This is a genomic window from Albidovulum sediminis, from assembly GCF_025380365.1.
In the GTDB taxonomy this organism is placed as follows: domain Bacteria; phylum Pseudomonadota; class Alphaproteobacteria; order Rhodobacterales; family Rhodobacteraceae; genus Albidovulum; species Albidovulum sediminis.
The window spans coordinates 34,543-51,837 of sequence record NZ_JAOCQF010000002.1; the positions used below are offsets into that span (position 1 = coordinate 34,543).

25 protein-coding genes are annotated in these 17,295 nt (G+C 66.6%); 11 read left to right on the plus strand and 14 right to left on the minus strand.

What is annotated here, in order from left to right; translation table 11 throughout:
• Positions 1-248: 248 nt before the first annotated feature.
• Genes N5I32_RS11800 through N5I32_RS11825 form a run of 6 tightly spaced genes read left to right on the plus strand, consistent with a single transcriptional unit; the run spans position 249 to position 4,707 of the window.
• Positions 249-950 carry a response regulator transcription factor gene (locus N5I32_RS11800; RefSeq protein ID WP_261496079.1) on the plus strand — a complete coding sequence of 234 codons (702 nt, stop codon included), beginning with the start codon at positions 249-251 and terminating at the stop codon, positions 948-950.
• Positions 947-2,680 (plus strand): sensor histidine kinase, encoded by a 1,734-nt coding sequence (locus tag N5I32_RS11805; protein ID WP_261496080.1) that lies wholly within the window; start codon positions 947-949, stop codon positions 2,678-2,680. Before N5I32_RS11800 ends, N5I32_RS11805 begins: the two co-directional genes overlap by 4 nt.
• Positions 2,677-3,111, plus strand: coding sequence for an HPr kinase/phosphorylase (locus N5I32_RS11810; protein WP_261496081.1), 435 nt, complete (start codon positions 2,677-2,679; stop codon positions 3,109-3,111). Before N5I32_RS11805 ends, N5I32_RS11810 begins: the two co-directional genes overlap by 4 nt.
• Positions 3,108-4,040 carry an RNase adapter RapZ gene (gene rapZ, locus N5I32_RS11815; protein ID WP_261496082.1) on the plus strand — a complete coding sequence of 311 codons (933 nt, stop codon included), beginning with the start codon at positions 3,108-3,110 and terminating at the stop codon, positions 4,038-4,040. Before N5I32_RS11810 ends, rapZ begins: the two co-directional genes overlap by 4 nt.
• Entirely contained in the window at positions 4,037-4,441 is a 405-nt protein-coding gene (locus N5I32_RS11820; protein ID WP_261496083.1) for a PTS sugar transporter subunit IIA, read from the plus strand. The genes rapZ and N5I32_RS11820 overlap by 4 nt, the downstream gene beginning before the upstream one ends.
• Positions 4,438-4,707, plus strand: a complete 270-nt coding sequence (locus N5I32_RS11825) for an HPr family phosphocarrier protein (protein WP_261496084.1) — start codon at positions 4,438-4,440, stop codon at positions 4,705-4,707. Before N5I32_RS11820 ends, N5I32_RS11825 begins: the two co-directional genes overlap by 4 nt.
• A 57-nt stretch (positions 4,708-4,764) precedes the next feature.
• Here the strand turns inward: N5I32_RS11825 and N5I32_RS11830 are convergent, their stop codons facing one another.
• The gene (locus N5I32_RS11830) at positions 4,765-5,640 is read right to left on the minus strand and encodes a 3-hydroxybutyryl-CoA dehydrogenase (RefSeq protein WP_261496085.1); all 876 of its coding nucleotides are present in this window, start codon (positions 5,638-5,640) and stop codon (positions 4,765-4,767) included.
• A gap of 227 nt (positions 5,641-5,867) precedes the next feature.
• Between N5I32_RS11830 and N5I32_RS11835 the strand changes: the two genes are divergently transcribed.
• Positions 5,868-6,029, plus strand: coding sequence for a hypothetical protein (locus N5I32_RS11835; protein WP_261496086.1), 162 nt, complete (start codon positions 5,868-5,870; stop codon positions 6,027-6,029).
• A 12-nt stretch (positions 6,030-6,041) separates the two neighbouring features.
• Here N5I32_RS11835 and N5I32_RS11840 read toward each other — a convergent pair whose 3' ends face one another.
• The 12 genes from N5I32_RS11840 to ffh all read right to left on the minus strand — a co-directional run bounded on the left by N5I32_RS11840 (position 6,042) and on the right by ffh (position 13,260).
• Positions 6,042-6,851 carry a division plane positioning ATPase MipZ gene (locus N5I32_RS11840; protein WP_261496087.1) on the minus strand — a complete coding sequence of 270 codons (810 nt, stop codon included), beginning with the start codon at positions 6,849-6,851 and terminating at the stop codon, positions 6,042-6,044.
• 184 nt (positions 6,852-7,035) lie between these two features.
• The gene (gene rpmE, locus N5I32_RS11845; protein ID WP_261496088.1) at positions 7,036-7,257 is read right to left on the minus strand and encodes a 50S ribosomal protein L31; all 222 of its coding nucleotides are present in this window, start codon (positions 7,255-7,257) and stop codon (positions 7,036-7,038) included.
• An 11-nt stretch (positions 7,258-7,268) separates the two neighbouring features.
• Positions 7,269-7,643, minus strand: coding sequence for a 50S ribosomal protein L19 (gene rplS, locus N5I32_RS11850; RefSeq protein WP_261496089.1), 375 nt, complete (start codon positions 7,641-7,643; stop codon positions 7,269-7,271).
• 296 nt (positions 7,644-7,939) lie between these two features.
• Entirely contained in the window at positions 7,940-8,746 is an 807-nt protein-coding gene (gene trmD / locus N5I32_RS11855) for a tRNA (guanosine(37)-N1)-methyltransferase TrmD (RefSeq protein WP_261496090.1), read from the minus strand.
• The gene (gene rimM, locus N5I32_RS11860; RefSeq protein ID WP_261496091.1) at positions 8,739-9,245 is read right to left on the minus strand and encodes a ribosome maturation factor RimM; all 507 of its coding nucleotides are present in this window, start codon (positions 9,243-9,245) and stop codon (positions 8,739-8,741) included. The genes trmD and rimM overlap by 8 nt, the downstream gene beginning before the upstream one ends.
• Positions 9,235-9,375 (minus strand): hypothetical protein, encoded by a 141-nt coding sequence (locus N5I32_RS11865; RefSeq protein WP_261496092.1) that lies wholly within the window; start codon positions 9,373-9,375, stop codon positions 9,235-9,237. The genes rimM and N5I32_RS11865 overlap by 11 nt, the downstream gene beginning before the upstream one ends.
• A 14-nt stretch (positions 9,376-9,389) precedes the next feature.
• Positions 9,390-9,740 carry a 30S ribosomal protein S16 gene (rpsP, locus tag N5I32_RS11870; RefSeq protein WP_261496093.1) on the minus strand — a complete coding sequence of 117 codons (351 nt, stop codon included), beginning with the start codon at positions 9,738-9,740 and terminating at the stop codon, positions 9,390-9,392.
• A gap of 43 nt (positions 9,741-9,783) precedes the next feature.
• A complete protein-coding gene (locus tag N5I32_RS11875) occupies positions 9,784-10,080 on the minus strand; it encodes a chorismate mutase (protein ID WP_261496094.1) in 297 nt (98 codons plus the stop codon).
• A gap of 105 nt (positions 10,081-10,185) precedes the next feature.
• Positions 10,186-10,722, minus strand: coding sequence for a GNAT family N-acetyltransferase (locus N5I32_RS11880; protein ID WP_261496095.1), 537 nt, complete (start codon positions 10,720-10,722; stop codon positions 10,186-10,188).
• A complete protein-coding gene (locus tag N5I32_RS11885) occupies positions 10,719-11,228 on the minus strand; it encodes a GNAT family N-acetyltransferase (RefSeq protein WP_261496096.1) in 510 nt (169 codons plus the stop codon). The genes N5I32_RS11880 and N5I32_RS11885 overlap by 4 nt, the downstream gene beginning before the upstream one ends.
• A complete protein-coding gene (locus N5I32_RS11890; protein WP_261496097.1) occupies positions 11,225-11,770 on the minus strand; it encodes a GNAT family N-acetyltransferase in 546 nt (181 codons plus the stop codon). Before N5I32_RS11890 ends, N5I32_RS11885 begins: the two co-directional genes overlap by 4 nt.
• Positions 11,767-13,260 carry a signal recognition particle protein gene (gene ffh, locus N5I32_RS11895; RefSeq protein WP_261496098.1) on the minus strand — a complete coding sequence of 498 codons (1,494 nt, stop codon included), beginning with the start codon at positions 13,258-13,260 and terminating at the stop codon, positions 11,767-11,769. Before ffh ends, N5I32_RS11890 begins: the two co-directional genes overlap by 4 nt.
• A gap of 320 nt (positions 13,261-13,580) precedes the next feature.
• On the opposite strand from ffh, the gene N5I32_RS11900 reads away from it, so the two are divergent.
• The gene (locus tag N5I32_RS11900) at positions 13,581-14,468 is read left to right on the plus strand and encodes a LysR family transcriptional regulator (RefSeq protein ID WP_261496099.1); all 888 of its coding nucleotides are present in this window, start codon (positions 13,581-13,583) and stop codon (positions 14,466-14,468) included.
• A gap of 3 nt (positions 14,469-14,471) precedes the next feature.
• Positions 14,472-15,371: a DMT family transporter gene (locus tag N5I32_RS11905; protein WP_261496100.1), complete on the plus strand. Its 900-nt coding sequence runs from the start codon at positions 14,472-14,474 to the stop codon at positions 15,369-15,371.
• 7 nt (positions 15,372-15,378) lie between these two features.
• Here N5I32_RS11905 and N5I32_RS11910 read toward each other — a convergent pair whose 3' ends face one another.
• A complete protein-coding gene (locus N5I32_RS11910) occupies positions 15,379-15,720 on the minus strand; it encodes an ArsR/SmtB family transcription factor (RefSeq protein ID WP_261496101.1) in 342 nt (113 codons plus the stop codon).
• A gap of 150 nt (positions 15,721-15,870) precedes the next feature.
• Between N5I32_RS11910 and N5I32_RS11915 the strand changes: the two genes are divergently transcribed.
• Entirely contained in the window at positions 15,871-16,767 is an 897-nt protein-coding gene (locus N5I32_RS11915) for a DMT family transporter (RefSeq protein WP_261496102.1), read from the plus strand.
• A 198-nt stretch (positions 16,768-16,965) separates the two neighbouring features.
• A complete protein-coding gene (locus tag N5I32_RS11920; RefSeq protein ID WP_261496103.1) occupies positions 16,966-17,295 on the plus strand; it encodes an AtpZ/AtpI family protein in 330 nt (109 codons plus the stop codon).

Here is a 17,295-nt window from a genome sequence, read left to right on the forward strand (position 1 = left end):
GAAGCCACACAAGTCGTTAGCGCCACCATCCGAACTTTAGCGCAACCACGCGCGCAAGCCCGCCGAGATCGTCGCGATTGCTTCCAAAAGTGCGGCAATTCGGCAAGGGTTCCCTGAAATTTCCTGCTGCCAGAGGCGCCGGACCGGCTGATTCGCAGTTAGAGGTTGATTCAGCCCCCCGGAAATCGGAACATGTGGCAAAATATCGGCAACCCATGCCGACCCGAGCAGTACGAAGGAACCAGTGCATGTCCAGGATCGCGTTGGTCGACGATGACAGGAACATCCTGACGTCCGTGTCGATGACGCTCGAAGCCGAAGGGTTCGAGGTCGAAACCTATAACGACGGGCAATCCGCGCTTGACGCCTTCAACAAGCGCATGCCGGACATGGCCGTCCTTGACATCAAGATGCCACGCATGGACGGCATGGACCTGCTGCAGCGGCTGCGGCAGAAGACCTCCATGCCGATCATCTTCCTGACCTCCAAGGACGACGAGATCGACGAGGTTCTGGGTCTTCGCATGGGCGCGGACGACTATGTGAAGAAACCGTTCTCGCAGCGCCTTCTGGTCGAGCGCATCCGCGCGCTGCTGCGCCGTCAGGAGGCGATCGCCACCGGTGAGGTCGCGACGACGGAAGAAACCAAGATCATGACGCGCGGATCGCTGACCATGGATCCACTGCGCCATTCGGTCAGCTGGAAGGGGCGCGATGTCGCCCTGACCGTCACGGAGTTCCTGCTCCTGCAGGCGCTTGCCCAGAGGCCCGGCTTCGTGAAAAGCCGCGATCAGCTGATGGATGTCGCCTACGACGATCAGGTCTATGTCGACGACCGCACGATTGACAGCCACATCAAGCGTCTGCGCAAGAAGATGCGCATGGTGGACGACGATTTCTCCGCCATCGAGACGCTTTACGGTATCGGTTATCGATACAACGAAGAATGAGCTTTGCAGAGAGGTTCCGCTTTCTCGACAAACGAAAGCCGGCAAGTCGCGCCGACGTCGTTCTGGGCGAGGATTGGGTCTCTCCTGATGGCATCCTCGACCAGGAACTTCGTGCCGGACGCGAACGCCGCGGTCTGATTTCGCTCAATCGCTCGCCGCTGGCGCGCAAGATCATCATCTTCAACCTGCTGGCCATGGTCGTTCTGGTGGCGGGTGTGCTTTACCTGAACCCGTTCCGCGACAGCCTTGCGATCCAGCGCGAGGCGGGCCTGGTGTCCGAGGCACAGCTCATCGCCGATGTGTTCGAGGTGCAGGTGCCGCTGTCGGGGCCGGTGAATCTGGCGACTTCCGACGGCATCGACGCCAGGGCTACACTTGCCGGGCTGGAAATTCCTCCGGGGGTCGAGCTTTTCGTCTTCGATCTGACCGGCGCTCCGCTTGCCAGCACGCTCGGCGCCGCGCGCCCCGAGCCGGAGGTCGTGGCCGGCTTCAAGGACGACCGCCGCCCGACGATCATCACCGACTTTCTCAACGGTGTCTGGGAAACCATCTCCTCGCTCCTGTCCTTCCGTGACGGGATCGAGGATGTCGTTCCGATTCAGGATCTTGCCCGGGAACTCGTTCCCGACGCGCTTGCCGGTGAAACGCTGATCACCACGGCCCTCGACACCTCGGGAGAGACGATCTTTGCCGTCGCCACCCCGATCCGGCGCGGCGATACGGTGATCGGTGTCGTCGCCCTCGCTTCCGCCGCAAGCGAGATCGACCGGCTTGTCCGGGTCGAGCGGGAACAGATACTCGAGATGTTCTTCGTCGCGGTCGTGGTGTCGGTCGGGCTCAGCCTGCTTCTGGCCTCGACCATCGCGAACCCGCTTGCCGATCTTGCCGCGGCTGCCGAACTGGGGCGCGACAAGAACGCACGCCGGCTCAATCCCGGTCGCGTGCGCATTCCCGACCTGACCGCGCGCCCCGACGAGATCGGGCGCCTGTCGGGCGCGATGCGCGGCATGGTGACCGCCCTTTACGACCGGATCGAGTCGAACGAACAGTTCGCCGCCGACGTCGCGCACGAGATCAAGAACCCGCTCGCCTCGCTGCGCTCCGCGGTCGGAACGCTGCGGCTGGCCAAGCGTGACGATCAGCGCGAAAAGCTCCTGGACGTGATCGACCACGACGTGCGCCGTCTGGACCGTCTGGTCAGCGACATCTCCAACGCCTCGCGACTCGACAGCGAACTGGTGAAGGAAGAGGAAGAGGTTTTTGACCTGATCAAGACGCTCCGCGGCATCACGCAGTATTTCGCCGAGGAAGCCCGCGCGAAGGGCATCGACTTCATCACCGACCTGCCGGCGGATGCGGTCATGACCACCGGGCTCGAGGCGCGGCTGGCGCAGGTCTTCGTCAACCTCGTCTCGAACGCGCTCTCCTTCTGCGAAAAGGATGATGCGGTCCGCGTCTGGGCACGCAAGCGCGAGAACCGGGTTCTGGTGGTGGTAGAGGATACCGGCCCCGGCATCCCGGACCAGGCGCTCCAGAAGATCTTCAAGCGCTTCTACTCGGAGCGGCCGCCGGGTCAGTTCGGCAACCACTCCGGCCTTGGCCTTGCCATCTCGCGCCAGATCGTCGAGGCGCACGGCGGCGTCATCTGGGCCGAGAACATACGGACCGCCGACGCCGACATGACCTCTCCGCCCCTAGGCGCGCGCTTCGTCGTGGGCCTGCCGCTGTGACCCGGAGGGTCGACACGCCCCTGATCCTTCACGCGGCCTGTGTCTGCCTCGGGCATCGGGGGGTGCTGATCCTCGGGCCGTCGGGGTCGGGGAAATCCGCGCTGGCGCTGCAACTGATGGCCCACGGCTGCACCCTTGTCGCCGATGACGGCGTTGAGATCCTGGAACGGGACGGGGCGTGCATCGCACGCGCGCCCGCCACCCTTCGCGGCATGATCGAGGCGCGAGGCGTCGGGCTTCTGTCCGCCGAGACTACGGAGGCCGCAGTGATCGTGCTTGCCGTCGACTTGGCGGCGACCGAAACCGAACGCCTGCCACCCTGGCGGGAGACAACGATCTCCGGGCATATCGTTCCGCTTGTTCACAGAGTCGAGAGCGGGCATTTTCCTGCCGCCATCCTGCAATATCTCAGGGCCGGACGACGCGCATGAACAGCCACGAGATGAACGCATTGCAGGACAAGTCCGGATCGGGCCAAAGCCTGGTCCTGGTGACCGGACCGTCGGGGGCGGGCCGCTCGACCGCGTTGCGCGTTCTGGAAGACCTCGGATACGAGCCGATCGACAACCTGCCGCTGAGCCTGATCCCCCGGCTGTTCGAGGGGCCGCCGATCCAGCGACCGCTGGCGCTGGGCATCGATGTGCGAAACCGCGACTTTTCGGTCGCAGGTCTGATCGAGCTGATCGACCGGCTGACCGCCAGCCCCGACGTCGTGCCCGAAGTGCTGTTCCTCGACTGCCGGGCCGACGAACTGGTTCGCCGCTTCGGTGAGACACGCCGCCGTCATCCGCTGTCGCCCTCCGAGGCGCCTTCGCTCGGCGTGCTGAGCGAGATCGACCTGCTGGTGCCGATCCGGGCCCGTGCCGACGTGCTTATCGACACCTCGGACCTGTCCCCGCACGATCTCAAGGCGGAAATCGCGCGCTGGTTCGACCGCGCCGCCGCAGGGCGGCTGGCAGTGTCGATCCAGTCCTTTTCCTACAAGCGCGGCGCGCCGCGCGGGCTTGACCTGATGTTCGACTGCCGCTTCCTTCGCAACCCGCACTGGGACGAACGCCTGCGGGCGCTCGACGGGCGCGATCCGGCGGTGGTGGATTACGTCAACGATGACCCGCGATTCCCCGAATTCTTTCAGCGCGTGCGTGATCTGATCCTGTTTCTGTTGCCGGCGCAGGTCGCAGAAGGCAAGAGCCATGTCGCAATCGGCTTCGGCTGCACCGGCGGGCAACACCGCAGCATTGCAGTTGCAGAAAAAATGGCCAAAGAACTTGCGGAGGCCGGTTGGCAGGTGTCTAAAAGGCATCGGGAATTGGAACGCCGGACCTCCGGGGCGACGGCAGTACAAGGTGACAGGGCGTGATCGGGGTCGTGATCGTCGCACATGGCGGTTTGGCGCGCGAGTATCTCGCAGCGGTTGAGCATGTCGTGGGCAAGCAGTCCGGGATCCGGGCCATCGCCATCGAGGAGGATCACGACCGCGCTGAAAAGCAGGCCGAGATCCGCGATGCGGCGGATGCCGTCGATGATGGCGACGGGGTGGTGGTGGTGACCGACATGTTCGGCGGATCGCCCTCCAACCTGTCGCTGTGCGCCTGCGAACGGCAGAACCGCCGCATTATCTACGGCGCCAACCTGCCGATGCTGATCAAGCTGGCCAAGTCGCGCAATCTTTCGGTTCCCGATGCAGTGGCGACCGCGCTGGATGCAGGGCGCAAGTACATCAATGTCTATGCTGGCGGTGCGGGGCAGGTGCGGCCGTGATCGAGCGGGTCCTGAAGATCGTCAACGAAAAGGGGCTGCACGCCCGCGCCTCGGCCAAGTTCGTCGAGGTGGTCGAAGCGCATGATGCGTCCGCCGAGGTGGAAAAGGACGGCATGCGCGTATCCGGCGATTCCATAATGGGGCTTCTGATGCTGGCCGCATCGCGCGGGACGGCGATCTGCGTGCGGACCGACGGGGCACAGGCCGAGGCGCTGGCCGACGCGCTGGCGGCGCTGGTGGCCGACAAGTTCGGCGAAGGCTACTGACGAACCCTGACGCCGCCCGGAACGCGGAGACCTTGCACCCCCTTCGGAGCGAAAACCTCAGCGTGTCGGGACCGGCACCTCGCCCCGGTAGTCGTAGAAGCCGCGGCTGGTCTTCCGGCCCAGCCAGCCGGCCTCGACATACTTGGTCAGGAGCGGGCAGGGCCGGTACTTGGTATCCGCCAGACCGTCGTGCAGGACGTTCATGATGGCAAGGCACGTATCCAGCCCGATGAAATCGGCCAGTTCGAGCGGCCCCATCGGGTGGTTCGCGCCCAGTTTCAGGGATTCGTCGATGGATTTGACCGAGCCGACGCCCTCGTAAAGCGTATAGACCGCCTCGTTGATCATCGGCATCAGGATGCGGTTGACGATGAAGGCCGGGAAGTCCTCGGCGCTTGCCGCGGTCTTGCCCAGTTTCTCAACCACGGCCAGAAGCGTCCGGTAGGTCGGTTCGTCCGTGGCGATGCCGCGGATCAGTTCCACCAGTTGCATCACCGGCACCGGGTTCATGAAGTGGAAGCCCATGAACTTCTCGGGCCGGTCGGTGCGGCTTGCCAGGCGGGTGATCGAGATCGACGAGGTGTTCGAGGTCAGGATCGTCGTCGGCTTCAGATGCGGTAGCAGATCTTCGAAGATCGCCTGCTTCACCGTCTCGCGCTCCGTCGCGGCCTCGATGATCAGATCGGTCTTGCCCAGGTCCGCGAGCTTCAGCGTCGTGCCGATGCGCGCCAGGGCCGCCTTGCGGTCCTCCTCGGTGATCTTTCCGCGCGAGGCTTGACGTTCCAGGTTCCGGTCGATCAGGGCCACCGCCTTGTCGAGTGCGTCCTGCGTGATGTCGTTCAGCAGAACTTCGAACCCGGCAAGGGCGAAGACATGGGCAATCCCGTTGCCCATCTGGCCCGCGCCCACGATGCCCACCGTCCTGATATCCATGCCGTCTCTCCGTTGTTCGGCATGACCTTATGCACCGCCTGCGCTCAGGTGCAAGGCGTAAGCCCCGGAACATGTCGCATCAGGGCGCGCCGGCCCGAGCGGCCTTGGCGTCAAAACCCGTGGCGCAAGTGTGACATCGCATCCACGAAAGACCTTGGGCGCGCCATTTTTCCGTCAAGGAGAGCGGCGATACAGATCGTGGGGGCGCTGAAACGGGTCGAAAAGAAATGAAAACCGCCGTCGCATTCCTTATCCGCTTCGCGCGCAAGAACCCCGAACAGACCGATGCCTTCGGTCAGCGCCTGACGATCATGACCAAGCCGAAGACGCCCCGCCCGACGCGGATGTCGACGCCGCCGCTGTTCAAGAACCGCGTGCGCGCCGCCTGACACGGCGACGGCTCAGAAGCCCGCGCTTACGCCCGGCAGCTGAAGCTCGCGGACGAGATCGCGCAGTTCCTGCCGGGCCGCCACGTTGGAGAGGTTCAGCGTCTCCACGCCCACGTCCCTCAGGTCAAGAAGCGTCAGACCCCGCGGGAACAGCTCGCGGAAGATCACCCGCTCTGAAAATCCGGGCGCCACGCGGAAGCCGATCCGCTTCGACAGCTGTTCCAGCGCCGCCCCGACCTTTTTCTTGTTGTGCATCTGCTGGGCGCCCAGACGGTTGCGCAGCACGATCCAGTCGATCGGCTTGAGGCCCGCCCGCGCCCGCAGCTGGCGCGCGTTCCAGACCATCTCGGCATAGATGGAGGGGCCGATGACGCGTCCGGTCTCGGGATCGACGCGCGCCAGCAGGTCGAAGTCGATGAAGCTGTCGTTCAGCGGCGTGATCAGCGTATCGGCAAGCGAATGGGCGACCTGGCTCAGCCGCGTGTGCGATCCGGGGCAGTCGATGATGATGAAATCCGACACCGAATCGAGCGTTGCGACGGCGGCCGAAAGCCGGTGGTCATAGGCGTTCTCGTTGGGGGAAAGCTGTGCCTGCTCGACCTCGGGCAGCTCGCGGTAGTCCGGCGTCGGCAGGTCCAGCCCCTCGCGCCGGGCGAAGGCGCGGCGGTTCTCGATATAACGCCCGAAGCTGCGCTGCCGGAGGTCGAGGTCGAGGGCGCCGACGCGATGGCCCATCCGTGCCAGCGCCGTTGCGACATGCATGGCGGTGGTCGACTTGCCCGACCCGCCCTTCTCGTTGCCGGTCACGATGATATGCGCCAAGGTCCGGTCCTTCCCCAGGTGTCGCCCGCGCGGGCGATTGTGGCGCGCAGATATAGACGCCGCGGCGGCAAGGGGGAAGCGGTGCCGCACGGTCCGGGGTGCTGTTTTGCACGGCTGTGGCCGCGGCACCGCCAAACGCAAAACGCCGCCCGTGGGGCGGCGCCTGCCAACGTAGCGTCCGCGATCAGAAGCCGAGGCCCGCGTACTTGTTCTTGAACTTCGACACGCGTCCGCCGGTGTCCATCAGCTTGGCCGAACCGCCGGTCCAGGCCGGATGCGCCAGCGGGTCGATGTCGAGCGCCAGCGTGTCGCCTTCCTTGCCCCAGGTCGAGCGGGTCTGGTAGGTGGTGCCGTCGGTCATCTTGACCGTGATGAAGTGGTAGTCGGGGTGGATACCTTGTTTCATCGGTCCGCTCCTCACTCGGCTTTTTCTTTGTAGTTGGTGACTTCGGCGATCCGGGCCGACTTGCCGCGGCGATCGCGCAGATAGTAGAGCTTCGCCCGGCGCACGCGGCCGCGGCGCACGACCTCGATCGTCGCGATGTTGGTCGAGTAAAGCGGGAAGACGCGTTCGACGCCTTCGCCGAAGGAAATCTTGCGCACGGTGAACGAGGCCGCCAGCGTGCTGCCGCCCTTGCGGGAGATGCAGACGCCTTCGTAGTTCTGCACGCGCGAACGGGTGCCTTCGGTCACCTTGTAGCCGACGCGGATGGTGTCGCCGGCCTTGAAGTCCGGGATGGTCTTGCCGAGGGCGGCGATCTGTTCCGCCTCGAGTTGCGCGATCAGGTTCATCGCAGTTCCTTTCCTTTGCTCGCGGTGGTCCCGCGATGGTCTGGCGCGCCTCAGAGCTCCGTGTCTTCATCGGGTCCGCATCCGCGCCCGCCGGAGGTCAGGTCGACATGTTTCCGACTGTTCCCGCCGCCCGGTTCCCGCCGAAGAAGGCGGGTGCATCGGCCACGCAAAACAGGTCCGGACGACTCGCGAAAGCCCCGGACGGGCGGGGTATAGGGGCAAGCGGCCGCGGGGTCAAGCAAGCCGTGCCGTCCCCGGTTGCGGGCGGCCTCCGGCCGCGCCTCGCGGGTGCCGCGTCAATCCGCCCGCGACGAATACGCCGTCCACAAATCCGGCCGCCTTTCGCGGGTGATCCGCTCCGCCTCCGCCCGTCGCCATCGGTCGACGGCGGCATGGTCGCCCGAGGTCAGCACGGCGGGGATCTCCCGCCCTTCCCAAACCGCAGGCCGCGTGTAGTGCGGATGTTCCAGCAGGCCGTGGGAATGGCTTTCCTCCTCGGTGGAGGCGGCATTGCCGAGAACGCCGGGCAGGAGCCGCACCGCCGCGTCGATCATCGCCTGCGCGGCGATCTCGCCCCCGGTCAGGACGAAGTCGCCCAGGCTCACCTCCTCGACCGCGTAATGATCGAGGACGCGCTGGTCGACCCCCTCGAACCGGCCGCAGAGGAGTGTCACGCCCTCCGCCCCGGCCCAACGCCGCGCCGTCGCCTGATCGAAGCGCCGGCCGCGGGGCGAAAGGTAGACGACCGGCCAGCGGGCGCGGTCGATCGGCGTGCCGATGGCGGCCTCGTCGAAGGCGCGCGCCACTACATCGGCGCGGAGCACCATGCCCGCGCCGCCCCCTGCGGGCGTATCGTCGACGTTGCGATGCTTGCCGATGCCGAACGGGCGCAGGTCGATCGTCTCAAGGGCCCAGCGGCCTTCCTGCAGCGCCTTGCCGGTCAGCGAAAGGCCCAGCGTACCCGGAAACGCTTCGGGAAGAAGCGTGATGATCCGGGCGCGCCAGGCGCCCCTCAGCATCGGCGTGTCGGTCATCAGTTCGCGCGGCCTCAGGCTTGCCGAAATCGCAAGCCGCCCGTGAGAGCGGGGCGTGTCGTCACTCATCGCCGATTTCCCCCGGCGGATCGGCGATGATCCTGCCGGCGGTCAGGTCAACGGTCGGGACGACGGCTTTGGTGAAGGGCAGAAGCAGGGTGCCCGCGCCTCCAGTCACCTCGAGGAAGTCGCCGGCCCCGTGGTTGTGCACCGCCTTTACCCGGCCAAGGGGCGTGCCGGAGGTGTCCAGCACCTCGAGCCCGATCAGGTCGGCGTGATAGAATTCGTCGTCGGGCAGGTTGGGAAGCTTGTCGCGGTCGGCGTAAAGCTCGACCCCTTTCAGCGCCTCCGCCTCCTCGCGGGTGTTGATGCCCGACAGCCGCGCCGTCAGCCCACCGCCCGCGCCGCGCGTGAGCCGGAGCGTGAAGCTTCGGCTGCCGTCCTGCGTCCACAGGGGGGCATAGGCCACGATGGCCTCCGGCTGGGCGCAGAAGCTTTTCAGCCGCACCTCGCCGCGAACCCCGAAGGCCCCGGCAATGGCGCCGACGCAGATGCGCTCAGGTGCCATCGGGCGCCTCCTCGCACAGGGTCTCAGGGGGAGCCGGGCGGATCGCCTGATCGGTCTTCATCCCGAGCCAGAACGCCCCAGCGCAGAGCGAGAGGGTGACGATCCGGCGCAGGAAGAAGCCGATCAGCATGTCCGCTCAGCGCCTCATTCGGCCGCGGCTTCGGCCTTCTTGGCCTTTTCCTCGGCGCGCTTCTTGGCCTTGTCGCCGGGCTCGGCCTTCTTCATGTTGGCGCGGGTGGCCTTGGCGCGGACGCCGGCCGCCTCGAGGAAGCGGGCGACGCGGTCGGTCGGCTGGGCGCCCTGCGACAGCCAGTACTGGACGCGCTCCATGTTCATCTTGACGCGGTCCTCGCTGTCCTTGGCAAGGAGCGGATTGTAGGTGCCGAGCTTCTCGATGAAGCGGCCGTCGCGCGGCATGCGCGAATCGGAGGCGACGATCGAGTAGAAGGGCCGCTTGTTGGAACCGCCACGGGCGAGACGGATTTTCATAGCCATGTGAATTTCTCCTTTGGATGGCTGTTGACGGGGAAAACCCCCGCTATTTCTGCAACTTCTCGTGGTGCCTGATGACTTCGGAGATGATGAAGGTCAGGAATTTGCGGGCGAACTGCGGGTCGAGATCGGCCTCGGTCGCCAGTTTTTCGAGCCGCGCGATCTGGGTCGCCTCACGCGCGGGGTCCGAAGGCGGCAGGTCGTGATCGGCCTTGAGCCGGCCCACCGACTGGGTGTGCTTGAAGCGCTCGGCCAGCGTATAGACGAGGATCGCGTCAAGCCGGTCGATGCTTTCGCGGTGACCCTTCAGAAGCTCTGCGGCGCGGGTGGCGGGGTCACTCATGCGGGTCTCCGGTGCAGGTCGGCGAGGGGTGGGCGGCGTGTCGGGCGGCAGAGCCGGGGCGCTGCCCCGGACCCCGGAGTATTTGGGCCAGAATGAAGGCGCGGGTCATGCCGCAGCCTCCTTCCGGTGGCGGTAGACGAGGCAGGGATTGTCGCCGGCGGGGTGGCGGGCGGCATCGTCGCGCGATGCGCCAAGCCGTTCGGCCAGCGCGACAGAGCGGGCATTCGCCGGGTCGATGTAGCTGACGGCAGTGTCCCAGCCGAGCGTGCCGAAGGCGAAGGTGCGGGCGGCGCGCGCCGCCTCGAAGGCGTAGCCCTTGCCTTCGGCCTCGGGGGCCCAGACGGTCCAGCCGATTTCCCGTTCCGGCCAGTCGGCGGGAAACCAGGGGCCGGCCATGCCGAGCGCGCGGTCGGAGCCCTTGAGGGTGAAGACGAAATTGCCGAAGCCGCGCAGTACCCAGTGGCCGATGACGTGGCCGAAGGCGCGCCAGGTCTGTCCGAGCGCGTAGTCGCCCGATCGGATGAAGCCGGCGCGGGGCGAGGCGAGAAAGGCGTCGAAGGCCGGCCAGTCGGAAGGCGCGGGCGCGCGCAGGACCAGGCGTTCGGTCTCGATGACCGGGGTATGGACCAGGGCGGGGGTCATGAGCGCGCCCTCAGGTCGTGAACGACCACCACATCGCCGGGCTCGGTTCCAGTGAGGGCGGGGTCGATGACGCCGCCCAGCCTGCGGGCCAGCGCCAGAGAGCGGGTGTTTTCCGCGTCGATGTAGCTGACGAGGCGGTTCCAGCCGAAGGAGGCCCCAGCCCAGGTCATGACCGCGCGCGCGGCTTCGAAGGCGTAGCCCTTGCCTTCGGCCTCGGGCGTGGTGAACCAGCCGATCTCGCGCTCCGGGTAGCCCTCGGGATTGTAGATGCCGACCTCGCCGACATAGGCGCCCGTCGCGCGGTCCTCGAGGCTGAAGGGGCCGTAGCCCTTGAGCTGCCAGAGGGCCACGTCGGCGGCCCAGTAGCGCCAGGCCTCCGCCCGGTCCTTGCGGCCGCGTTCGTGATCTGCGCGCGGCGAGGCGAAGAAGGCGGCCCAGTGTTCGAAGTCCGAAAGTGTCGGCGCGCGCAGGATCAAGCGGTCGGTGTGGAGGGTCGGGAATGTCATGCCTGCCCCCCGGCGTGGTGGCGGTAGGTCAGCGTTGGCTCGTCGCCGTAAGGATGCGCCGCACCGGCGTCGACCCGCGCGCCCATGCGTTCGCAGAGCCGGTGCGAGCGGGTGTTGGCGGGGTCGGTGTGGCTCACGGCGGTGCGATGACCCGAGGTCGCGAAGAACCAGTCGCGCGCCGCAATGGCGGCCTCATAGGCCAGGCCCTGGCCTTCGTCCGCGGGGTTCCAGAGGCTCCAGCCCAGTTCGGGTTCTGGGTGCGTCGCCGGGTAGAAGGGGCCGATGCCGCCGATCGCCTCGCCGCCCTCGCGCCGGGTCACGGTGAACAGGCTGAAGCCGTGGCGAGCCCATTGGTCGTGGATGTCGTCGTATCCCTCGCGGGTCTTTTCAAGCGTCCAGGGACCGCCCATCATGTGCGACCGCTCCGAGGCCCAGAACCGGGCCGATGGTTCGACGTCGGCCGCGTCCGGGACGCGCAGCACAAGCCGATCGGTCCAGAGGACCGGCCAGCCGTGCGCATCCCGGGTGAGCCGATAGGTCATTTCTTCTTCATCAGTCCCGAAAGGCCCGAAGGCAGCCTCAGCCCGCCCATGCCAGGAAGCCCGCCGGGCGCCCCGCCCATCCCCTCGCGCATGCCCTTGGCCATGGCGTCCATCTCGGCCGGGCTCATCTTCGAGGGGTCGGGCATGCCCTTGCCCATCATCTGCTTCAGCGCCTGCTTCATCGCACCGCCCTTGCCCATCTTCTTCATCATGTCGGCCATCTGCCGGTGCATCTTCAGAAGCTTGTTCAGTTCGGCAACATCGAGGCCCGCACCGGCGGCCACGCGGCGCTTGCGGCTGGCCTGCATCAGGTCGGGGTTGGCGCGCTCCTTCTTCGTCATGGAGTTGATGAGCGCGATCTGGCGGCGCAGCATGCGGTCGTCGAAGCCCGCGGCCTCGGCCGCCTTCTGCATCTTGCCCATGCCGGGCATCATGCCCATCAACCCCTGCATGCCGCCCATCTTCAGCATCTGGTCAAGCTGGCCCTTGAGGTCGTTCATGTTGAACAGGCCCTTTGCAAAGCGCTTGGCCATGCGCTCGGCCTGTTCCAGTTCCAGCGTTTCCTGCGCCTTCTCGACCAGTGCGACGATGTCGCCCATGCCGAGGATGCGGCCGGCGACGCGTTCGGCCTCGAAGGTCTCAAGCGCGTCCATCTTCTCGCCAAGGCCGACGAAGCGGATCGGCTTGCCGGTGACGGCGCGCATCGAGAGCGCGGCACCGCCGCGGCCATCGCCGTCCATCCGCGTCAGCACGACGCCGGTGATGCCGACCTTGCCGTCGAACTCGGTCGCGACGTTCACCGCGTCCTGCCCGGTCAGGCCGTCGACGACCAGAAGCGTCTCGCGCGGGGCGACGGCATCGCGGACCGCCTGCACCTCGTCCATCAGGACTTCGTCGATGTGAAGCCGGCCGGCCGTGTCGAGCATGTAGACGTCGTAGCCGCCAAGCGTCGCCTGCTGCTTCGCGCGTTTGGCGATCTGGAGCGCGGTTTCGCCCTTCACGATGGGCAGCGTGTCAACGCCGATCTGAAGCCCAAGGATCTGGAGCTGCTCCATCGCCGCGGGGCGGTTGGTGTCGAGCGAGGCCATCAGCACCCGCTTGCCGTTCCTGTCCTTCAGCCGCTTGGCAAGCTTGGCCGTCGTCGTGGTCTTGCCCGAGCCCTGAAGGCCGACCATCAGCAGGGCCGAGGGCGGGTTGTCGATCTTCAGCGCCTCGGGCTCGCCCTCGCCCTTCAGGACATCGACCAGTGCGTCGTGGACGATCTTGACGACCTGCTGTCCGGGGGTGACGGATTTCGTCACCGCCTGGCCGGTGGCCTTTTCCTCGACCGCCTTGATGAAGTCGCGCGCGACGGGCAGCGAGACGTCGGCTTCGAGAAGCGCCACGCGCACTTCGCGCAGCGCCGCCCTGACGTCGTCGGGCGTAAGCGCGCCCTGCTTCGTCAGCCGGTCGAAGACGCTGCCAAGGCGTTCTGACAGGTTCTCGAACATCCGCGGCCCTCCTTGGCCTTCACTTCCTTCGCGCTCCAGATAGGGGCTGGAACGCCCAAACGCAAAACGCGCCCGTGGGCGCTACGCGCTGACGGGCGGCGATCCCGGACCGGGTCCGGGACCGGAAGCGACAAGACTTCCGGGTATCGGGCGGGCTTTACGCGCGCCGGCGGGGCGAGTCAAGCGGCGTGGCTCCGCTGGCGGGTGGGCGATCCGGGCGGTTGGCCCGTCCTTCACGCTTGGGTGTGCCGCCCGGTTGGCGGTTGCCAGATCGAACAGATTGACGATAAGTAGGCTTGATCTGTTGACGGGTGCACAGCATGTCTTTCGAAAACTGGGATGAGGTCAGGACGGCCTATCAGGTCGCCCGACTTGGGACCGTGTCGGGCGCGGCGGAGGTTCTGGGCGTGCATCACGCCACCGTCATCCGCCACATCGACGCGCTGGAATCCCGGCTTGGCGTCCGGCTTTTCCAGCGCCATCCGCGCGGCTACACGCCGACGGAATCGGGCCAGGAACTCCTCAAGGTCGCGCGCGTGACCGACGACCAGTTCGCGCAGCTTGCCGCCCGCATCGCTGGCGCGGGGTCGGAGTTCTCGGGCGAGCTTGTCGTGACCTCGCTGCCCGGTCTCTCGCCCCTTGTAGCGCCGGTCCTGATCGCGCTTCAATGCGAGCACCCGGCGCTGCGCGTGCGTTATGTCACCGACCAGCGCGTGTTCCGCCTGGAGTATGGCGAGGCGCATGTGGCAATCCGTGCGGGCGCGCGCCCGCAGGAGCCTGACAATGTTGTCCAGCCGCTTTTCGTGCAGAAGGTGGCCCTTTACGGGACCGAGAAGTACCGCAAGCGCTTCGGCTTCCCCTCGGCCGGAGGCAATTTTGCCGGGCACCGTTTCGTCGGCGCGGTCGACGACGACAGCCGCGCGCCCTTTCACCGCTGGCTTCTGGAGCAGGCCGGGGCAGAGGCGATCGTCTTCCGCACGAACGAGCTTGCCGCGCGGGTCGAGGCGATCCGGGGGGGCAACGCGCTGGGCTTTCTCACGCTGAACGAGGCCTCGGGGCGCGAGGATCTGGTTCAGGTCATGGCGCCGCTTGACGAATGGGACGTCTCGCTCTGGCTGGTGACCCATGTCGACCTGCACCGCAGCGCCAAGATCCAGGCCTTCCTGACCGCGCTCAAGGACCACGCGCGGACCTGCGCGAACTGCTGAAACATGGCGGAGCATCTGCGCGGCCATCTGGCGATGCTGGTCTTTTCGCTCTGCATCGCGGGATCGTTCTCGCTCGGCTCCTTCGTCGCCAACCGGATCGACCCGGTGGTGCTGACCGCGGCGCGGTTCGTGCTGGCGGCGCTGCTGATGGGGGCGGCCGCGACCGCGACGGGCGCGTTCCGGCGCGCCGCCCTGGCCGCGCCCTGGCGCTATCTGGTGCTGGGCGGGCTTTTCGCATTCTACTTCGTGATGATGTTCGACGGGCTGAGGACCGCAAGGCCGGTGCAGGCGGCGGCGGTCTTCACCCTTACCCCGGCAATCACCGCGGCTTTCGCCTATGTCCTGCTGTCGCAGGTCATGACCGCGCGCATGGCTGCAGCCCTTGCCATCGGGGCGGCCGGCGCGACTTGGGTGATCTTCCGCGCCGACGTGCAGGCGCTTCTCGCCTTCGAGATCGGGCCGGGCGAAGTCACCTACTTCGTCGGCTGCATCTCGCACGCGCTTTATACGCCGATGATCCGCAGGCTGAACCGTGGCGAGCCGCCGGTGCTGTTCACCTTCGGCACCCTGGTCGCCGGTGCGGCGCTGCTGTGCGTTTACGACTGGCGCGAGATCATCGCGACGGACTGGGCGGGGCTTCCCGGCATCGTCTGGCTGACCATCGGGTATCTGACGCTCTTCGCGACGGCGGCCTCGTTCTGGTTGGTCCAGTATGCGACGCTCAGGCTGCCTTCGGCCAAGGTCATGGCCTATACCTACCTCGTGCCCAGCTGGGTGATCCTGTGGGAAATCGCGCTGGGCCACGGCGCGCCGGGTGGTCTTGTCCTTCTGGGGGTAGCCGCGACCTTCGGTGCGCTCTGGCTGCTTCTGAAGGATGAAGAAGACGCAGCCGCGCGCGGCTGAGGCCGGCTCAGGCTTCGGATTGCAGCGGCGCCGGATCGGGCAGTTCCGCCGACAGGAACCGCTCGAACGCGTCAAGGTCCAGCGCCTCGAACATGCCGAAACCCGCGATCCATACGGTTGCGGCCCGCATGGCGTCCGGTTCGAGCTTGGACCAGATCACCCGCCCGCGCCGCTCCTGAGTGATCAGCCGCGCCTCGGCAAGCACCTTGAGATGCTTGGAAATGGCCGCCAGCGACATCTCGAAGGGTTCGGCGACATCCGTCACCGCCATGTCGTCCTCAAGCAGCATGGCAAGGATTTCCCGGCGCGTGGGATCGGCAAGGGCGGCGAAGATCGCATCGAGATTCATGGCCGAACGATACCGCCGCGCCCACGAAAGCGAAAGCCATGCGAACGCGGCAGGCGCTGCGCGCGCGGGGATTTCGGCTGGCATTGCGCAGGTTTCGGGTCGATACTGGCGTCGCACGGCGCTTCAGTGCGGGAAAACCGGAGAACTGCCATGCCGATCCGCTACTGGGTTCTGATCTTCGTGCTCGGCCTTGGCTGGGGCGGCTCATTCCTGCTGAACGCGATCCTGCTGCGGGAGATCGGCCCGCTCAGCGTCTCGCTCGGGCGTGTCGGGCTCGGCGCGCTCGGCTGCTGGGTCTGGGCTCTGGGCACCGGCCGGACGATGCGCCTGCCGGTGTCCGCCGTTGGCGGGCTTTTCCTGCTCGGGACCGTCTTCTTCGCGGTGCCCTTCGCGCTTTACCCCGTCAGCCAGCAGTATCTGGCCAGCGGGGTCGCCGGGATCATCAACGCGATGACGCCGATCATGGTCGTCATCGTCTCCCAGTTCTGGCCGGGGGGAGAGAAGGCGACCGTCGCCAAGTCGCTCGGCGTGCTGATCGGTTTCTGCGGGATCGCGTTGCTGTCGCTGCCGTTCCTGCGCGCGGGCGCCTCGTCGGAGCTTTGGGCGATGTTCGCGGCACTCTGCGCGCCCTTCTGCTACGGCATCGCCACCAACTTCGCCCGGCGTTTCCGCACGCTCGACTCGACGGTTGTCGCGGCTTGGTCGCTGACCGGCGCCACCCTGGTCATGCTGCCGGTGGCGTTGGGTGCGGAAGGCGCGCCGGTGATCACGCGGGCGGAGACCTGGGGCGCGCTTCTTTTCATCGGATTCGTGCTGACCTCGGCTGCGTTCATCGCGCTCTACTGGCTTCTGCCGCGGGCGGGGGCGACGGCGACCTCGACCGTCACCTTCGTCGCGCCGCTTTCAGCCGTGTTCCTGGGTTCGGCGATCCTGGGCGAGGTAATCCGGGCAGAGCATATCGCGGGCATGGCGGCGATCTTCGCGGGGCTGATCCTGATCGACGGGCGCCTGGTTAAGCGGGCGTTGGGGCGGCGTGCCGGCGCATAGTCAACCGGATGGTTGAATATGCGGGTGACGCCGGAATCCCGTCTCGGCAGGGGCGGCGCGCGTCGGCCGTCGCCATGGATGACGCATGAAATCATTATATTTCAATAACTTGTTTAGTGCGGCGTGTGGTGACAGGCGGATTGACTCGGGCTGCCCGACATTCTAGCTATCGCGCGACAGTCAAAGGGGGCTTTCCCGATGTCCGACGCACCCGATCCGGAGCGCCTGAAGGCGCTGGACAAACGGATCGCAGAGGTGCGTAAGACGCAGGAGCCGAAGCCCCGGATCGACGAACACTATTCGGCCGCGAGCCAAGGCTGGCGGATGGTTATCGAGCTGGTTTCGGGTCTCGGGATCGGCTTCGGCATCGGATACGGGCTCGATGTTCTTTTGGGAACGCTGCCCATCCTTCTGGTGCTGTTCACATTGCTGGGCTTCGCGGCCGGGGTGAAGACGATGCTTCGCACCGCGCAGGAGTTCCAGGAGAAGGCACAGGCGGGCAAGTCCGCCAGCGACGAAGGGGAATAG

What these genes read in the sequence shown, in the direction of transcription:
- N5I32_RS11800 (WP_261496079.1), top strand. Translation starts at nt 249, where the DNA reads ATGTCCAGGATCGCGTTGGTCGACGATGACAGGAACATCCTGACGTCC.
- N5I32_RS11805 (WP_261496080.1), top strand. Translation starts at nt 947, where the DNA reads ATGAGCTTTGCAGAGAGGTTCCGCTTTCTCGACAAACGAAAGCCGGCA.
- rapZ (WP_261496082.1), top strand. Translation starts at nt 3,108, where the DNA reads ATGAACAGCCACGAGATGAACGCATTGCAGGACAAGTCCGGATCGGGC.
- N5I32_RS11830 (WP_261496085.1), bottom strand. Translation starts at nt 5,640, where the DNA reads ATGGATATCAGGACGGTGGGCATCGTGGGCGCGGGCCAGATGGGCAAC.
- N5I32_RS11835 (WP_261496086.1), top strand. Translation starts at nt 5,868, where the DNA reads ATGAAAACCGCCGTCGCATTCCTTATCCGCTTCGCGCGCAAGAACCCC.
- rpmE (WP_261496088.1), bottom strand. Translation starts at nt 7,257, where the DNA reads ATGAAACAAGGTATCCACCCCGACTACCACTTCATCACGGTCAAGATG.
- rplS (WP_261496089.1), bottom strand. Translation starts at nt 7,643, where the DNA reads ATGAACCTGATCGCGCAACTCGAGGCGGAACAGATCGCCGCCCTCGGC.
- trmD (WP_261496090.1), bottom strand. Translation starts at nt 8,746, where the DNA reads ATGAGTGACGACACGCCCCGCTCTCACGGGCGGCTTGCGATTTCGGCA.
- rimM (WP_261496091.1), bottom strand. Translation starts at nt 9,245, where the DNA reads ATGGCACCTGAGCGCATCTGCGTCGGCGCCATTGCCGGGGCCTTCGGG.
- N5I32_RS11865 (WP_261496092.1), bottom strand. Translation starts at nt 9,375, where the DNA reads ATGCTGATCGGCTTCTTCCTGCGCCGGATCGTCACCCTCTCGCTCTGC.
- rpsP (WP_261496093.1), bottom strand. Translation starts at nt 9,740, where the DNA reads ATGGCTATGAAAATCCGTCTCGCCCGTGGCGGTTCCAACAAGCGGCCC.
- N5I32_RS11875 (WP_261496094.1), bottom strand. Translation starts at nt 10,080, where the DNA reads ATGAGTGACCCCGCCACCCGCGCCGCAGAGCTTCTGAAGGGTCACCGC.
- N5I32_RS11880 (WP_261496095.1), bottom strand. Translation starts at nt 10,722, where the DNA reads ATGACCCCCGCCCTGGTCCATACCCCGGTCATCGAGACCGAACGCCTG.
- N5I32_RS11885 (WP_261496096.1), bottom strand. Translation starts at nt 11,228, where the DNA reads ATGACATTCCCGACCCTCCACACCGACCGCTTGATCCTGCGCGCGCCG.
- N5I32_RS11890 (WP_261496097.1), bottom strand. Translation starts at nt 11,770, where the DNA reads ATGACCTATCGGCTCACCCGGGATGCGCACGGCTGGCCGGTCCTCTGG.
- ffh (WP_261496098.1), bottom strand. Translation starts at nt 13,260, where the DNA reads ATGTTCGAGAACCTGTCAGAACGCCTTGGCAGCGTCTTCGACCGGCTG.
- N5I32_RS11900 (WP_261496099.1), top strand. Translation starts at nt 13,581, where the DNA reads ATGTCTTTCGAAAACTGGGATGAGGTCAGGACGGCCTATCAGGTCGCC.
- N5I32_RS11905 (WP_261496100.1), top strand. Translation starts at nt 14,472, where the DNA reads ATGGCGGAGCATCTGCGCGGCCATCTGGCGATGCTGGTCTTTTCGCTC.
- N5I32_RS11910 (WP_261496101.1), bottom strand. Translation starts at nt 15,720, where the DNA reads ATGAATCTCGATGCGATCTTCGCCGCCCTTGCCGATCCCACGCGCCGG.
- N5I32_RS11915 (WP_261496102.1), top strand. Translation starts at nt 15,871, where the DNA reads ATGCCGATCCGCTACTGGGTTCTGATCTTCGTGCTCGGCCTTGGCTGG.
- N5I32_RS11920 (WP_261496103.1), top strand. Translation starts at nt 16,966, where the DNA reads ATGTCCGACGCACCCGATCCGGAGCGCCTGAAGGCGCTGGACAAACGG.